Source organism: Ferrovibrio sp. MS7, from assembly GCF_038404985.1.
Classification (GTDB): domain Bacteria; phylum Pseudomonadota; class Alphaproteobacteria; order Ferrovibrionales; family Ferrovibrionaceae; genus Ferrovibrio; species Ferrovibrio plantarum.
In genome coordinates this window covers 1,647,190-1,663,693 of the sequence record NZ_JBBKBA010000001.1, presented here as the reverse complement: position 1 = coordinate 1,663,693, position 16,504 = coordinate 1,647,190, and the positions used below count along the sequence as shown (strand labels likewise).

The 16,504-nt window shown below is 62.8% G+C and carries 12 protein-coding genes; 1 reads left to right on the top strand and 11 read right to left on the bottom strand.

The features are described 5' to 3' along the window. Positions 1–51: 51 nt before the first annotated feature. Genes V6B08_RS07930 through V6B08_RS07895 form a run of 8 tightly spaced genes read right to left on the bottom strand, consistent with a single transcriptional unit; the run spans position 52 to position 9,441 of the window. Positions 52–1,185, bottom strand: a complete 1,134-nt coding sequence (locus V6B08_RS07930; RefSeq protein WP_341979409.1) for an ABC transporter substrate-binding protein — start codon at positions 1,183–1,185, stop codon at positions 52–54. 36 nt (positions 1,186–1,221) lie between these two features. After that, a complete protein-coding gene (locus tag V6B08_RS07925; RefSeq protein ID WP_341979408.1) occupies positions 1,222–1,848 on the bottom strand; it encodes an SRPBCC family protein in 627 nt (208 codons plus the stop codon). Positions 1,849–1,860: 12 nt separating this feature from the next. Then, positions 1,861–3,264 (bottom strand): gamma-glutamyltransferase, encoded by a 1,404-nt coding sequence (locus tag V6B08_RS07920; RefSeq protein WP_341979406.1) that lies wholly within the window; start codon positions 3,262–3,264, stop codon positions 1,861–1,863. Between the two features lies 1 nt (position 3,265). Then, complete coding sequence (locus V6B08_RS07915) at positions 3,266–4,645, bottom strand: aldehyde dehydrogenase family protein (protein ID WP_341979404.1); 1,380 nt, start codon at positions 4,643–4,645, stop codon at positions 3,266–3,268. 31 nt (positions 4,646–4,676) lie between these two features. Next, positions 4,677–5,735, bottom strand: a complete 1,059-nt coding sequence (locus V6B08_RS07910) for a DODA-type extradiol aromatic ring-opening family dioxygenase (RefSeq protein WP_341979402.1) — start codon at positions 5,733–5,735, stop codon at positions 4,677–4,679. Beyond that, positions 5,735–6,247, bottom strand: coding sequence for a (2Fe-2S)-binding protein (locus V6B08_RS07905; RefSeq protein WP_341979400.1), 513 nt, complete (start codon positions 6,245–6,247; stop codon positions 5,735–5,737). Before V6B08_RS07905 ends, V6B08_RS07910 begins: the two co-directional genes overlap by 1 nt. Continuing rightward, the gene (locus V6B08_RS07900; protein WP_341979398.1) at positions 6,244–7,065 is read right to left on the bottom strand and encodes an FAD binding domain-containing protein; all 822 of its coding nucleotides are present in this window, start codon (positions 7,063–7,065) and stop codon (positions 6,244–6,246) included. Before V6B08_RS07900 ends, V6B08_RS07905 begins: the two co-directional genes overlap by 4 nt. Positions 7,066–7,068: 3 nt before the next feature. Then, complete coding sequence (locus V6B08_RS07895; RefSeq protein WP_341979396.1) at positions 7,069–9,441, bottom strand: xanthine dehydrogenase family protein molybdopterin-binding subunit; 2,373 nt, start codon at positions 9,439–9,441, stop codon at positions 7,069–7,071. A gap of 262 nt (positions 9,442–9,703) precedes the next feature. On the opposite strand from V6B08_RS07895, the gene V6B08_RS07890 reads away from it, so the two are divergent. Next, the gene (locus V6B08_RS07890; RefSeq protein WP_341979393.1) at positions 9,704–10,435 is read left to right on the top strand and encodes a GntR family transcriptional regulator; all 732 of its coding nucleotides are present in this window, start codon (positions 9,704–9,706) and stop codon (positions 10,433–10,435) included. 8 nt (positions 10,436–10,443) lie between these two features. Here V6B08_RS07890 and putA read toward each other — a convergent pair whose 3' ends face one another. The 3 genes from putA to V6B08_RS07875 all read right to left on the bottom strand — a co-directional run bounded on the left by putA (position 10,444) and on the right by V6B08_RS07875 (position 16,504). After that, positions 10,444–14,310 (bottom strand): trifunctional transcriptional regulator/proline dehydrogenase/L-glutamate gamma-semialdehyde dehydrogenase, encoded by a 3,867-nt coding sequence (gene putA / locus V6B08_RS07885; RefSeq protein WP_341979391.1) that lies wholly within the window; start codon positions 14,308–14,310, stop codon positions 10,444–10,446. 166 nt (positions 14,311–14,476) lie between these two features. Continuing rightward, a complete protein-coding gene (locus V6B08_RS07880; protein WP_341979389.1) occupies positions 14,477–15,871 on the bottom strand; it encodes an FAD-dependent oxidoreductase in 1,395 nt (464 codons plus the stop codon). A gap of 24 nt (positions 15,872–15,895) precedes the next feature. After that, positions 15,896–16,504: a cysteine hydrolase family protein gene (locus V6B08_RS07875; protein ID WP_341979387.1), complete on the bottom strand. Its 609-nt coding sequence runs from the start codon at positions 16,502–16,504 to the stop codon at positions 15,896–15,898.

Genomic DNA, 16,504 nt, shown 5'->3' with positions numbered 1-16,504 from the left:
CTACTGAAAGAGAGAACCAGCCGGCGGCAATAGCCGCCGGCTGGGTAATGCTTATTGACCGATAGAAGTCGACGCGGCAACCACCGGCACGCCGCTGCGAAGCTGCACCAGCACCACATCGAAACCGCTGGCCTGACCCTTGGCATCGAAGCGGAACTTGCCGTTCGGGCCTTCATAATCAGTCTTGGTCAGAGCCTCACGGATCTTCTCCGGCTCGGTGGAACCAGCACGCTGGATCGCATCCATGATGATGTTGATCGCGTTGTAGCCAGCCGCGCCATACTTGCCCGGCTTCTCCTTGGTCTTCGCCTCATAAGCGGCGACGAAGGCCTGGTTCTTCGGTGTGGTCATGGTCGAGGCATAGGGCACCGCAGCATAGATACCCTCGGACGCTTTCTCGGTCAGGCGCATGAAGTCGGCAGTGGCCCAGGAGCCAACACCGAAGATCTTCAGGTTGAGGGCAAACTCGGCCTTCTGCTTCACGAAGATAGAACCGTCCTGAGTTTCGGCGGCAACGAATACACCATCGGCGCCCGATGCCTTCAGCTTGGCCAGCAGGGTGTAGAAGTCGGTGGTGCCGTGATCGAAGTAATCCTTCATCACGGTAGTGGCACCCAGCGCCTTCATGTTCTTCTCGAACTCTTCAACGCCGCCACGGCCCCAGTCGTCGTTGACGCCGATATAAGCAACTTTGCGCAACTTGAGCTGATCATAGAGGATCTTGGCGAAAGCCTCGGCGAGCAGCGCGTCGGTCTCGGTGGCGCGGAAGAAGTAGCGATTACCCTTCTCCGTCAGATCGGCCTTGGACGACACGCCGGTAACCAGCGGGATCTTGTAGTTTTCGGCCACCGGCATCACCGCCAGGGTGGCGGAGGAGCAGAAGGCGCCAGAGAGTACAGTCACCTTGTCGCGCTGGATCAGCTTTTCGGCCGCGTTCACCGACTTGGCCGGATTGCACGAACCGTCCTCGATGATCAACTCGACCTTCTTGCCGAGCACACCGCCGGCAGCATTGCGCTGCTCAACCGCGAGTTCGGAGCCGGAGACATCGGCCTTGCCGTTATAGGCCACCGAGCCGGTAAGCGGCTGGATGACGCCGATCTTGATGGTGTCCTGCGCCTGGGCGGGCTGGCCCAGGAACAATGCAGCGGCGGCTACAGCGCCGAATAAAGCAGTCCGATTCATGCACTCCTCCTTGTCGTCTTGGTTGGCTTGGGTTGATCACATGACACTGTTGCGACGGCCGAAAAGCGAGCGGAAGAATCCGACAAACGCATCGCGGACGATCGACCAGAGGAGCCGACCCGCATCCAGCGACTGGGCTGGCGGCGGCGGCGAAACTTGTTCCTGGGCAGCGGCAGGCGCAGCATTTTCGCCTATCTCTGCGGCCGTGGCCGGCACCCGCGCGGCAAGCTGGGCTTCCAGATTGCGCACGAATTCAGCGGTGATGCGGTTGGCGATTTCCTTCACCACCCCGGCCTTGCCGAATTGCGCCAGTGCCCCGGCCAGGTTGATGGTGCAATCCACCGCCACACGGCTGCCGGCTGCATCCGGCAGCACGCGGTAGGTCATGCTGCCCGAGGCGCGGGAGTTGCTCTTGGCATCCGCGCCCTTGCCCTCGACATGGCCGCTCATCGCCGCGTCATCACGCTTCAGCGTCACCTCGCCATCGAAAGCCGCGGCGAGCGGGCCAACTTTCACCGAGAACTGGCCGCGATAGCGGTCGTCGCCGAGTTCGGCCAGGATCGCCGCACCTGGCAGGCAGGAAGCGACAAGGCGCACATCAGAGAAAGCGCCCCACACCACATCAGGGCCATGCGCAACAGTGAATTCCTTTTCGATCTGCATTGCTCTACTTCCTCAATACATGCCCAGCGCTGAAGCGCCGCTGCGCGGGTCCGCCGCCGCTAAATGCGGAAAACCGGCCCGCATCATCACCACCTGCTGCACCGAGCGATGGGCGAACCGCTGTAGCGCCCGGTCAGGCACCGTGCCAGCGGCGCAATGCACACCGTCCTCGGCACTCAATTCTTCCTTGTCATCCAATGCCCAGCGCGGATTGGTCACGGCTTCGGCGGGTGTCGCACCGGCAAGCAGATCGGCCAGCACCTGGCTGTTCCATGGCAACTGATTGACGCCGCCCGGCGTGGCGCCCAGGCAGAGTGTTTCACCATGGCTCAAGGCCCAGGCATGCAACGTGGTTTGCGGCACGCGCCCTGCCGCCGGGGCATTGCGTGCCTGCGGCGGTGCATTCAGGTCGAAACCACGGCCCGGACGGTTGTTCAGCACCAGGCCACTTTCCAGCACCACACCGGAACCGAAACGCGGGAAGGAATTGCTATGCACCACCACCACGGCATTACCCTGGTCGTCGGCCGCCGTGACCACCGAGGTGCCCTCGTCCTGAGCCTCACGGTTGCGCTTGCGGCTTTCCTGGCGTTCGGCGCGGACTAGGTCGAGCAGGTTGCCAGCGCCAGCCTGATAGCGGCTCAAGACATCGGCAAGGCGCGGGCCACCGGTCGGCGCTGGCGTCGCCAGCAACTCGATGCGCTCACCAAGCGTCACACTGATCACCGGCAAACGCCTGGCTGGGCGTGTCCGCAAATCGGCGAGCGTGATGAAGCCGCCACGGCTCTGCACTTCCGCCGCCAGCCTGCGGCCATGATCGCCGGCAAAAAGATCAGCACCCGCTTCAGCGAAGGCTTCCAGCAAGCGGCCCAGGCCTGGCAGGCGACGCAGTTCGCCAATCTGCGGCCGGCGGCCATGCGGGCAATAGGGATGATGCGGGCTGTAGCGGCCGAGCAGTTCTTCTGCTTCATCGAGATAACTGAGTGCCGTCCAGGTCCAGGGGATACCGGCATCCGCTGCCTGCACCGCCGCCGCCACCAGTTGCTTCAGCGGCAAGCTGCCTAAACTGTGCAGCATGGCATAGCCATCAGGTGCTCCGGGAATCCCCACAGAACGCGGCCCGACACGCTCCAGGATCGCGCCTAGGGCCAAACCCTGCGGGCCGGGGCCGACACTGACGATGGTTTCCATCGAGCCATCGGCACGGCGATACAGCGCCACCAGATCGCCGGCCAGGCCGCATTTCATCGGCAGCGCCACGGTCTCCATGAAGCAGGCCGCCAGAGCCGCATCGAAGGCGTTGCCGCCTTGGGCGAAGGCTGCGATTCCAGCCGCGCTGGCGGCAGGATGCGCCGATGTCACCACCTTGTTGCCGGTGGCGGCGACGGTCTGACAAAGGCGCTCCAGGCTGTTCATCTCAGGCCTTGATCCCGATGAACTTGATTTGACAGAGTTCCTCGATGGCGTAGCGCACGCCCTCTCGGCCGACGCCGCTCTGCTTCACGCCACCGAAGGGATACATGTCGAGCCGGAAACGGCTGGCCTGGTTGACCCACACCGCGCCGACATCGAAATCCTCGGCGAAGCGGAAGGCAGCGCCGAGGTCGCGGGTAAACAGCGCGCCTTGCAGGCCGAAATCGGAATCATTGGCGAGCTTCAGCGCCTCGTCGATATCATCGAACGGCACCACAACGGCGACCGGCCCGAATACTTCCTCGCACCACAGCCGCGCCTGGAACGGCAGATCGATGAGAATGCCGGGAGAGACAGTGGCGCCATCACGCTTCGGCTCCAGGGCATAGCGAGCGCCTCGTGCAATGGCATCCTCGCATAGCGCCATCACCCGCTTGGCCGCCGCCTCTGTCACCATCGGGCCAAGATCGCTGGTGGCGTCGTCAGCGCGCCCGACCTTCAGCGCCTTGGCGGCGGCAACGAACGCCTCAAGGAAGGCCGGCAGCACGGTACGCGCCACCAGCACACGCTGGGCCGAGATGCATTGCTGGCCGCTGGCCTCGAAGCCGGCGCCGGCAATCTTCTTGGCGGCATCAGCCACATCGGCGTCGGCCAACACAATATTTGCAGCATTGGAGCCTAGCTCGGCGACAAACTTCTTGGCGCCAGCCGCCCGAGCCAGTGCCTCGCCGCCTGAAGTCGAACCAGTGAAACTGACAGCCCGTACGCCAGGATGCGACACCAGTGCCGCCGCCGTGATGCGGTCGCCGCTGACCACGCTGAACAGGCCTTCAGGCCAGCCGGCGGCGCGGAACACCTCCGTCAGACGCTGGGCCGTGCGGGTGCCGGCCGGTGCCGGCTTCACCACGATGGCATTGCCGGCGGCAATGGCCGGCGCCACTTTTTGCACCAGCAGATTGATCGGTGCATTGAACGGCGTGATGCCTGCCACCACGCCATAGGGGATATGCCTGGTGAAGCCGAAATTACCCGCCCCCATCGCCGTGGCGTCCAGCGCCAGTACTTCGCCGCCAAGCTGCGGCAAGAAGGCAGCACAGGCTTCGATGAACTCCACGCCGCGCTTCACCTCGCCGCGTGCAACACGGATCGGCTTGCCGACATCCTCACGGATGATCTGGGCGAACTCTTCCGCCGCGGCTTGCAGGGCAACAGCCGCCGCCTTCAACCAGGCGACGCGTTGATGCACCGGCGCTTTGCGATGCGCCGCGAAGCAAGCTTCGGCAGCGACGACCGCCGCCGTCACGCCAGCCTCACCCTGCTCCGGCAACCTGGTGATCAGGCTGCCGTCCTGGGGGTTGATCAGATCGATCGCGGGATGGGTCATCATCTTTCCTGGTGGTCTCTTGGCCTGACGATTACTTGGGATTGCGCAGGCGCTGGATCTGCATGTTGGCAAGGAAGGGCACCAGCGGGTGCGCGCCCATCGCCACAATGGCTGGCATATCCAGCGCCACCAGGGCGCGATGCTGGGCTTCGCTGAGCTGATAGCGGCCAGCATAGGCGGCCGGATCGGCGATATAGGCGTTGCGCGCCTCGCGGTCATGCGCCAGGGCATGCAGAGCCGAGGTGATCTGCACCAGATCCGGCTTGATCGTCGGGTAATGCGGCTCGGCGCCGACCAGATCGCTGTTGAACCAACCGAGGGAGGCATAATTGTGATGCCAGCTCGGGTCCATCTGCACGATATCGGGCTTGCGCTCGCCGAGTGCGCCGGCGGCACAGGCCCAGCAACGCAGCTCGATATTGCCTTTGTCGTCGAGTTCGGTTTCGTCATAGCCGATCAGCGACTTGAGATTGCCAACGGCAAGGCGCTCCAGCACCTTGTTGTCCCAATCCAGCTCCGGATGCGAGTAGCGGTCTGTGCCGGGGAAATGCGACATGCCGCCCGATGCCAACACCACGGTACGCAAGCCAAGATTGGTGACGGCCCGTGCCACCGCCTGGCCGAAGGCATAGCAGCGTTCTACAGTCGGCTGCGGCGGCAGATAGGCATTCACATAGATCGGCAGCACCGCGCCCTTGTGACCCAGATGGGTGAGCGGAATGCCCATGGCATAGTCGAATTTCGCCGTGCTGGTGAAAGCCGGATCAAAACCCTGGCGATAGAGCTGGCGCACCAGCTCAAAACTCACCGCGCTGGGAATTTCCCAATGAAATTTGCGGCCGGCGAATTCACCGCCCGCCTCGCCGCCGACATGAATGGTAAAGGGCGGCGCGATGCCGTGGAAGAACTGCTCGGCATGATCGTTGGAAAAGATGATCCAGAGATCGGGATCGAGGGCTCGCAGCCTGTCGCCGATCTCGGCAGCAACCTTCTGCACACTCGCGACAGTGGCCTTGTCCTCGGTATCCGGCAGAGTAAAGAATTGCGGGGCATGCGGCAGCATGGCGCCGCCGACGATGGTGCTGGTCATCAGGCAGTTTCTCCGATCTTGATGAGGCCGGTCGCCTTGGCCATCTTAGCCGCGGCCATGATCGAACGGATGATGCCCTGGTAGCCGGTGCAGCGGCACAGATTGCCGCCCATCGCCTCGCGCACGCTCCGTTCATCCAGCGTCACCCCACGCCGAAGCAGATCCCAGGCGCTGGTCAGCATCCCGGGGGTACAGAAACCGCATTGCAAGCCATGCTGCTCATGGAAGGCCTGCTTCAAAATCTCCATCAGCGCATCGCCCTGCATGCCCTCCAGCGTGCGGATCTCGGCGCCATCGACGCTGACCGCAAGAGCGATGCAGGAGCGCGCCGGCTGGCCATCGATCAGAATGGTGCAGGCGCCGCACACACCATGCTCGCAGCCAAGATGCGTGGCCGTGAGGCGGAGCTTGTCACGCAGCAGGTCGGCAAGATGGGTGCGCGGCTCCACCATCGCTTCCACGGCATGGCCGTTGACAGTAAGGGAGACCGGAATTTTGGGGCTGGTAGTCACTTGGCCGCATCCTGTGTTGCACGCAGCAGCGTGGTGGCATGCATATGCCGCTTGGCGGCGCTGAATTCGCGCTCAGCGGCATCGATTTCCTTGAGAATAAGCGGCCGCAGCGCCTCGCCGCTGGTGCCAGAGATCCAGGCGGCAGCAGTGTCGCGCAGCACGATGGGCGCACCATCGGCAGCGCCAAGCACCAAGCGGGCCTTGGCCGCGGCCTTGTCGAACAGTGCAAGCGCCATCGATTCGGCATATTCACCGATCTTGGTGGTGACTTTGCTGTATCCCCAGCGTTCACCCGCCGGCCGCCGCGGAATCTCCACCGCCGTGATCAGTTCGCCTTCAGCCAGCGCGGTGAAATACGGTCCCAGAACGAATGCCTCGGCCTCGACGACACGCACGCCATCAGCACCCTGCAGATGTAGCTTGCCTTCCAGCGCAATGACCGTGAGCAGCCAATCGGCGGCGGGATCGGCCAATGCCAGGGCGCCGCCGATGGTGCCGCGATTGCGCACGGCGCGATAAGCAAAACGCGCAGCGACATGGCGCATCAGGCCATTGGAGGCATCGGGCACCAGGCCATCCTCGAAAGCGGCGTGACGCGTGCCTGCGCCGTAGATCACCGCTGCTGGGGTTTCGCTTACATCGCGCAGCGCCGAGATACGACCAAGATCGACCAGTTGGTCCACTGGTGCCAGGCGCAGGTTCAGCATCGGCACCAGCGACTGACCGCCGGCCAGCGGACGAGCACCAGCATCGCGCAACAACTGAATGGCTTCATCCAGCGCAGTGGGGCGGGCATAGGTGAAGGAAGCGGGCTTCATGACTTAGTGGCTCCGCGCATCAAGCAGGGCAGCGAGCAAACGCTCAGGCGTGACCGGGGTTTCGCTGATTTCCACGTTCAGGCCGCGCAGGGCATCGTTGATGGCATTGACCACCACGGCGGGCGGCGCGATGGCGCCACCCTCGCCCATGCCCTTGATACCAAAGCGGGTATGCGGCGACGGGGTTTCCATATGCAGCACCCGCACATCCGGCACCTCGGCGGCGCCGGGAATCAGATAATCGAGGAAAGTGGAGGCCAGCGGCTGGCCATTCTCGTCGTAGGGGATTTCCTCATAGAGCGCAGTGCCGAGACCCTGGGCGACACCGCCAACCACCTGCGCTTCCACCAGCAACGGGTTCACCATGGTGCCGCAATCGTGGCACACCACGTAATCCAGCACTTCGACAAGGCCGGTGCCGGGATCCACCGCCACCACGCAGGCATGGGTGGCATAGGAGAAGGCGCCGGTGGAGCGGCCGGGCTCGTAGACCACACTGGCTTCCAGGCTCGGCTCCATGCCCTCCGGCAGACGCTCCGGATGCAGGTAGGCGGCATTGCAGATCTCGGCAAAGCTGATCGACTGATCGCCAAACCAGGCGGCATTATCGGCAAGCTTCACCTGATCTTCCGGTGCCTGCAGCAGATGCGCGCCGATGCGTTTCACCTTCACTGCCAGTTCGGCACAGGCGCGCGATACGGCACCGCCGGCCATGGTCATGCTGCGGGAGGCGAAGGTGCCCATGCCATAAGGCGAGGTGGAGCTGTCGCCATGGCGTACCACCACATCCTCGACGCTAATGCCAAGCTCCTCGCTCGCCACCTGCGCCAGGGTGGTTTCCAGGCCTTGGCCATGATTCTGGATACCGACGAACAGGATCAGCTTGCCATCGGGTGTGAAGCGGCCTAAAGCCGGTTCGAAGCCGAACACCACCGGCAGGCCACGTGCCACCCATTCCGCCGTGCCATGGGCCGATTGTTCGGTATAGCTGGCAACGCCATAGCCGATCAGGCGGCCATCTGGCTCACCTTTGGCCTGACGCGCGCGGATCGCGGCCGGATCGATGGCCGCCACCGCGCGGCGCGCACATTCCGGATAATCGCCGCTGTCATAGAGTTTATGGGTGGCTGAGCGATACGGCATCTGCTCCGGCTTCACCATGTTTTCGATGCGGACATCTTCCGGCGGACGGTTCACCGCCCGCGCCACCGCATCGATCAGGGTTTCGATGGCGAAGCAGGCGCCGGTGCGACCGACGCCGCGATAGGGCCCGAGCGGCGACTTGTTGGTGCCAACGGTAATCGCGCGGCCGTGATAGATCGGGATGTCGTAAGGCCCGGTCATGATGCCCGCGGCCATGCCGGCCTCCATCGAGGCGGTCCAGGGCCAGACTGAATAGGCGCCGGCATCCACCGTCACCTGCCCCTCGACGCCGAGCAGCTTGCCCTTGGCATCGGCGTAGGCGGTGAGTTCGTAGCGGTGCTCACGGGCATGGGGAGAGGCAATGAAATGCTCGCGGCGATCTTCCAGCCAGCGCAACGGTCGGCCCAGCTTCATCGCCAGCGCCGCTACGGCCAGTTCCTCGGGCTGGAAATTATTCTTTGGGCCGAAGCCGCCGCCGACATCGGGTGCCACCACGCGCAAAGTCGATTCGGCAATGCCGAGGGCCTGCGCCAGGATGGTGCGGATGACATGCGGAAACTGGGTGGAGGAATACACTACCAGTTCGCCAAGCCGGCGGTCGTAATGCGCCAGCACACCGCGGGTTTCCAGCGATACGCCGACATGGCGGCCCATGCGCAGCGACTTCTTCACCGTAACCGCGGCAGCCGCCTTGGCTTCGGCAATATCGCCGGTCTTGATCTCGGTGGTGACATAGAGATTGTCGGTCCAGCCATCATGCAGGGTCGGCGCACCGGGCTGTAATGCCACGTCGATATCCCACAAAGCCGGGAGTTCCTCGATATCGAGTTCGCAGGCCTGGGCGATATCCTCGGCTTCGGCACGGGTGGGCGCGATACACATGGCAATCGGCTCGCCGACGAAACGGATACGCTCGCGCGCCAGCGGCGGATATTCGGAATATTTGAAGCCCGGTGCCTTACCCACGGCGACGATCGGCTTGGCGAAATCAATGGCGTCGATCAGGAAAACCTGGCCGCGATATTGTTCGGGGATCGTGACGCCCTTGAGCCTGGCATGGGCGACGGGGCTGCGCAGGAAAGCCAGGTCCCAGGTGCCGGGGATATTTAGGTCGGCGAGATACTCGCCCTTGCCCTCAAGAAAGCGCCGATCCTCGACCCGAAGGACTGCATTACCGACGCCCTGGGGGCGGCTTTTTCCGGTAGCGGCAGCGTCGATCGTCCCATTCGCCATCTGACTCGTCATCCCCGAGACATAAATTTTGCAATAATTTCAACAATTAGGCCTATACTGTCGGCCCAATCATCGTATAATGAATATCGTATACGATCTGTTTGACGAGAGTCAAACATCAAATGCACAAGAATTTGCCTGAACCAGTATTGCTCCTTATTCAGGCACACGTATGGGCTTGCCAAAGCCTCTCTCCCTCCCCAATAAGGGGTAAGTGGGAAGGCCGGCAGATAGAATCGGTGAGGAACGAGGATTGGACGTGATGACTAAAATCGCTGCCCTTCCGCGCAGCGCTGCCGAACCGAGCGACCTTCCAATGCGGCGCACGGTGATCAGCCGCGAGCCGATGCATGAACAGGTGCTGCCGCATATCCGCCGTGACATCGTGGAAGGCCGCTGGCGTCCTGGCGAACGACTGCCGGAGCCTCTGCTCTGCGCCGAGTTTGGCATTTCACGCACGCCGATGCGCGACGCGCTGAAAATCCTGGAAGCTGAAGGCCTGGTGGAACTGGTGCCGCATGTCGGTGCCGTGGTCACCGACCCGACACAGCCCGATGTGGCCGAGAAAATGGAAGTGCTTTCCGCACTGGAGCAGGCAGCCGCTGCGAAAGTGGCGATGACCCGACCGCCGGCGGTGCTGGAGCAGATCAACCTGCTGCATATGCGCATGAACGCCGCCGCGCATCAGCACGATCCCTCGACCTATTATCGCCTGAATGATGAATTTCATCGCGCCATCGTGCTGGGCGCCGAAAACAAAACCCTGGCCGACATGCATGAGCATATCATGTGGCATGTACATCGGGCCCGGCATCGCGCCAACGAATACGAGAAGCTGAGCGAAGGTGCGGCGGAACATCACGACCGCATCGTGCGCTGCCTGATGTCAGGCAATCCGGACGCGGCCGCCGCAGCGATGAAAGAGCATCTGCATGATGTGTCCGACAGCATTGTCGGCCATCTTGATCACGACCCCAAGCAATCTGCCGAGTAACCCTCGCTTCAGCCGATGCTCATCAGGCTGGCATTGCCACCAGCCGCCGCCGTATTGGTGCTGATCGCACGTTCGGCCACCAGGAATTCCAGCGGGTAGCCTGCATCACCTGAATGTGACGCAGCAGGTCTGCCGAAAATCGGCACCACGCGCGGCAGGCTTTCGGCAAGCTGTTGCGCCAGCCGGCTCAGTGCATCGCCATCACCTTCAAACAACACGGCAGCAATATCCGGCTCAGAATCATCCTGCAGCAACCACGGCTGCAAGCCAGGCGGCAAACTAGCCAACGCCTCCGGGAAGGCAAGCTGCTGCGGCAGGATGGCCCGGTTACCGGTAGCCAACACGGCGGCAATCTGCGTGAACAGGCCAGAGCGCGATTGCGGCACACAGCGAATATTGCCGCGTGGCAGCAAGGTATAGACATTGCGCTCACCCACGGGACCGGCCAGATCGCCCATATACCCCAACGGGCTGCGCTGGATGTAATCCTGGCAGATCTGCGCTTCCTCTGCATGGCCTTGGGCCAACAGCCAAGTCAGGAAATCTTTGGCCGGCTGGGCTGCCGCAGCTCCGGTCAGCGTCGACATCCGTGGCACAGAAGACAGCAGGCGACGCAGATACAGCGGCCCGCCTGCTTTCGGTCCGGTGCCCGAGAGGCCTTGGCCGCCGAAAGGCTGCACGCCGACCACGGCCCCGATAATGTTGCGGTTGACATAAAGATTGCCGGCTGCGATGCCCTGCGTGATATGGGCAATGCTCTCTTCGATGCGGCTATGCACACCAAAGGTGAGGCCATAGCCGGATGCGTTGATATCCGCGATCAGGGCATCGACTTCATCGCGAGGGAAGCGCACCACATGCAGCACCGGGCCAAATACTTCGCGGGCCAGATCGGTAATCCGAGGCAATTCGATTATAGTCGGGGGTACGAAGCTGCCGAACCTTGCCTGAGCGGGGAGTTCTAGCTGCGTCACGCGGCAGCCTTTGGCCCTCAGCTCATCGATATGGGCCTGAATGGATTGCTGCGCCGTTGCCGTGATCACCGGGCCGATATCTACCGAAAGCCGATCCGGCGAGCCAATGGCAAGCTCGGCCATGGCACCCTTCAGCATCGCCAGGACGTGATCGGCAATATCTTCCTGCAGGCACAGCACCCGCAGCGCAGAGCAACGCTGGCCTGCGGAGTCAAAAGCCGAGGCCAGCACATCGGCCACCACCTGTTCCGGCAGCGCCGAAGAATCGACAATCATCGCATTGAGGCCACCGGTCTCCGCGACCAGCGGGATCGGGTTGCCATCAGGCGTCAGGCGCGGCGCCAATTGCTTCTGGATCAGACGAGCCACCTCGGTGGAGCCGGTGAACATCACACCACGGATGCGCGTATCGCCCACCAGCGCGGCGCCAATGCGGCCATCGCCTGGCACTAGCTGAATGCTGCCCGGCGGCACGCCGGCTTCGCGCAGGATATGTACGGCCTGGGCCGCGATCAGCGGCGTCTCCTCTGCCGGCTTGGCGACAACCACATTGCCCGCCGCAAGTGCTGCCGCCACCTGCCCCATGAAGATGGCGAGCGGGAAATTCCACGGGCTGATGCAGACCACTGGCCCCAGCGGTCGATGCGTATCGTTGGAAAAGTCTCTCGCCACGGCATCTGCATAGTAGCGCAGGAAGTCGACAGCCTCGCGCACCTCGCCGATGGCATTCGGCAATGACTTGCCAGCCTCGCGTACAATCAGACCCAACAGTAATGGCATCCGCTCTTCCAGCAGATCGGCAGCGGCATGCAGGCATTGCGCCCGCTCTGCCGGCGGCGTTGCCTGCCAGATCGGCGCGGCAGCGACCGCGCCGGCAACAGCCCGGCTGACCAGGGCTTCATCCGACACCACCACGCGACCAACCACATCGTTGCGATTGGCGGGATTACGTACCAGCAGTGTATCGCCTTCTGTCACCGCACCATCGGCCAGCAACGGCTCCGCGCGCCAGCCTTGATCCACACCTGAAAGCAAGGCTGCGGAAAGTGACGCCAGGCGCTGCTCATTGGTGAGATCCAGGCCGGTGGAATTGCGGCGAGCACCAAGCATGTCACATGGCAGTGCAATCTTCGGGTGCGGCGCACCGAGCGGCTGGATGGCGCGTGCCGCCTCCACTGGATCGGCGGTCAACTTCTCAACCGGTATCGCAGTGTCGGCGATCTGGTTGACGAAAGAGGTATTCGCGCCATTCTCCAGCAGGCGCCGCACCAGATAGGCCAGCAGCGTCTCATGGGTACCCACCGGGGCATAAATCCGGCAAGGCCGGTTCAGCTTGTCGCGGCCCACCACCTCCTGATACAGCGGCTCGCCCATGCCATGCAGGCATTGGAACTCATACTGGCCGACATAATAGTTCTCGCCGGCCATCGCATGAATGGTGGCAAGCGTCTGCGCATTATGGGTGGCGAATTGCGGGTAGACCGCATCCGGCACCGCCAGCAGCTTGCGGGCACAGGCCAGATACGACACATCGGTATGTACCTTGCGGGTGAAAACAGGAAAGCCTTCCAAGCCATCCACCTGGGCACGCTTGATTTCGCTGTCCCAATAGGCACCCTTGACCAGCCGCACCATCACCCGATGACCGCTGCGGCGCGCCAGATCAATGATCCAGTCGAGTACGAAGGGCGCGCGCTTCTGATAAGCCTGCACCACGAAGCCGATGCCGTTCCAACCCGCCAACTCTGGATCGAAGCAGAGGCTTTCCAGCAGATCGAGCGAAACTTCCAGACGATCCGCTTCCTCCGCATCAATATTGAGGCCGATATCGTAGCGCCGCGCCAGCAGGGTCAGCGCCTTCAGTCGCGGCAACAGTTCGGTTTTCACGCGATCGAGATTGGCGCGGTTGTAACGCGGATGCAGCGCCGACAGCTTCACCGAGATACCGGGCCCCTCATAAATGCCGCGTCGCGCCGCCGACTTGCCAATGGCGTGGATCGCCTGTTCGTAATCCGCATAATAGCGTTGCGCATCCGCCGCCGTGACCGCTGCCTCGCCCAGCATGTCGTAGGAGTAGCGAAAACCCAGCGCTTCCCATTTGCGGCTATTGGCCAGGGCGTCGGCTATGCTCTGGCCGCAAACGAACTGCTCGCCCATCATGCGCATGGCGATATCGACACCCTTGCGGATCAGCGGTTCGCCGCCCTTGGCAATCAACTTGCCAAGCGCCCCGGAAAGCGACTTGCCGCTATTGGTGCTGGCGAGGCGGCCGGTAATCAGCAGACCCCAGGTGGCAGCATTCACGAACAGCGAACGGCTGTTGCCGAGATGCGCTTCCCAGTCGCCATGGCCGATCTTGTCGCGGATCAATGCATCGCGCGTGGCGCGGTCAGGGATGCGCAGCAATGCCTCGGCCAGGCACATCAGCGCCACACCTTCCTGACTGGACAGCGAATATTCGTGAATCAGGCCCTCAACACCACCGGACTGGTCCCTGTCGCGCAGCCGTTCGACCAGCCGGGTGGCAAGATCGCGCGCTGCTGCTGTCACCGCCTTGGGCAACGATGCTTCGGCGATGAGTTGCGGCAGGCATTCGGTTTCCGGGCGGCGATAGGCGGCGGTGATCTTGGCCCGCAACACGCTCTGCGGCTGAACCGATTGGGCGAATTCCAGGAACGGCGGCTGGGGTGCTTCTGCTGCCGCACTCACCTCTGAAACATCCACGGCCCGGCTGTCACCGAACAGATCCTGCAGCGTATCCCCGCGCTCTACCCGTTCCAGCACCGAGAAGATCGCCTGCTTGATCAGCCAATGTGGCGAACGGCCCATGCCCTCGGCAGCCAGTTTCAATCGTTGCTTCAGCTCGTCGTCGATCTTGACGCCAATAGTGGTGACCGGCACGGCAGGCTCCAGGGCTGTATAATGGCAGGGCCAGAAAAAGGTAGCGCCACTATTAGCAATAGGCGCAACCCAGTCAAGATTGCTGGCGCAACCCTCCTGAATGCCTAGGTAGAAAACGCCGCCGAGAAACGACTTATTTCAATAAATACAATCAGTTATATAACGGTCAGGAAAGGCCGGCCGCAGAGCGCCCAGCCTTGGCGCCGAGCACGGTGGCGGCAAGCAGGCCGTTGCCAGACAGGTAGCCATCGCGGCCCCGTCCAGATATGCCACAGGCGGCGCCACCGCCGGCGAACAGGTTCGGCAAGGGGGAACCATCCGGCCGCAGCACGCGAGCCTCAGTATCTATGGCAAGGCCGCCCTGGGTGTGAAACAGCGCCCCGGTGACCTTCACCGCAAAATACGGCCCGACAAGCGGCGGCTTGCCGGTGAAATCGCGGCCGAAACGATCCCTCCCCTCGCCCGCTGCGAGACGCCGCGTCTCGGCCAGGCTTGCCGCCAACGCCTCGCCAGGCAGGCCGCACGCACTCGCCAATGTTGCGATATCGGTGGCGGATTTGACCGCACCAGCATTAACCGCCTCACGATAATCCTCGAAATCGAGGCCCAGCTTGTGCAGGCGCTCGTCATAGATATTCCAAGCCACCCCACCGGGCTGCTGGATGACACGCATCGCCTGCTCGGAATAGCCATCGTGCTCGCAGGAAAAGCGCTCAGCCCTCGCGTTCACCTGGAAGCCACCTTCGATCATCAAGGCCCAGGTGATCAGGATGGCATGCGGCGAGGCCAGCGAGCCATGGCCCTGGTAAGCGCCAAGATTGCCGACACCGGCGCCGAGCTGCTCACCCCAGAGCAGCGCATCGCCGCGATTACCAGTGTGGCCATAATACAATGCGCCAGCCATCTCTGGGATATGGCGCGCCACCAAATCGGTATTCCCACCAAAACCGGAGCAGGCCAGCACCAGCGCAGTGCAGCCTATGCGTTCCTCACTGCCATCCGGCCGCCGCAATGTCACGCCACGGATACGGCCGTCCGCTTCGGAAAACAGTGTGGTGACAATGGCATCGCAGACGATATCAATGCCGGAGGCTCCAGTGGCCGCGAGTAATCCGGCAATCAAATCAGCGCCACTGCGCGAGACCGGCGCATGCATGCGCGCAACGCTGTGGCCGGGATAGAGAAACCCTTCGACCAGGGTGAGCGGCACGCGATGCTTGTGTACCAGCCAATCCACTGTGGCGCCGGAGGCGGCGCAGATCGCCGCGACCATGGCCGGATCATTCTCACCGTGCGCCTTGGCCTGGATATCGGCGGCCATCAATGCGGCAGAATCAACCACGCCGCTTTTCTGCTGCAAGCTGGTGCCAGCCGCCGGGATCATGCCCGATGACATGGCGGTGGAGCCGCTGGGGCTCGGATCGCGCTCCAGCACCAGAACTTCTGCGCCGGCATCATGAGCCGCCAGGGCTGCAGTGAGACCACAGGCACCGGCGCCGATCACCAGCACCGGTACATGTAACGGGAAATCAATACCGGACGCTGGCAGTACACGGTTCATGGCACGAGCCTCAGTGCATTGGGATCATGCGGCTTTTATCCGTGCCGCCGCCTCGGCACAGGTGAGCTTTGGCGCGATAGTGCCAAGCGAGGCGATACTGGCCTCATGCGCTTCGCGGCTGAAAGCCGCACAACCATCCGTGAGCAGACTGGCATGGAAATCGCGTACATGGGCATCGCGCAATGTGCTGGCAACGCCGCCATTGGTAACAATGCCGCCGATCAGCAGGCTTTCGATACCGAGCTTGCGCAGCACGAATTCCAGCCTGGTCATGTAGAAGGCGGAGTAAGCCACCTTTTCGATCACGAAATCCGCCGGCGCCAGTTCATCCACCAGGCCATGCCCCCAGGCACCGGGCTGGAAATCACCCTTGGCTAGGAAAGGGCGCAACTGCTTGAGATGCGGGCTGATCAGCGGCTCACCACCGCGTCCCGGCACCAGGGTGAACTGAGTCGAGATGATGACGCCACCTCTGGCGCGCATAGCCTCGGTGACCAACCGCATGTTCGGCACCAGATTTGCTGCATCGGGCAGCACGGCGCCGCCGCGCGCATAGGCGCCCTTCGGATGCAGAAAATCATTCTGCAGATCGACAATAAGCAAGGCGGTATGGCGAAGGTCGAAATCGGCCAT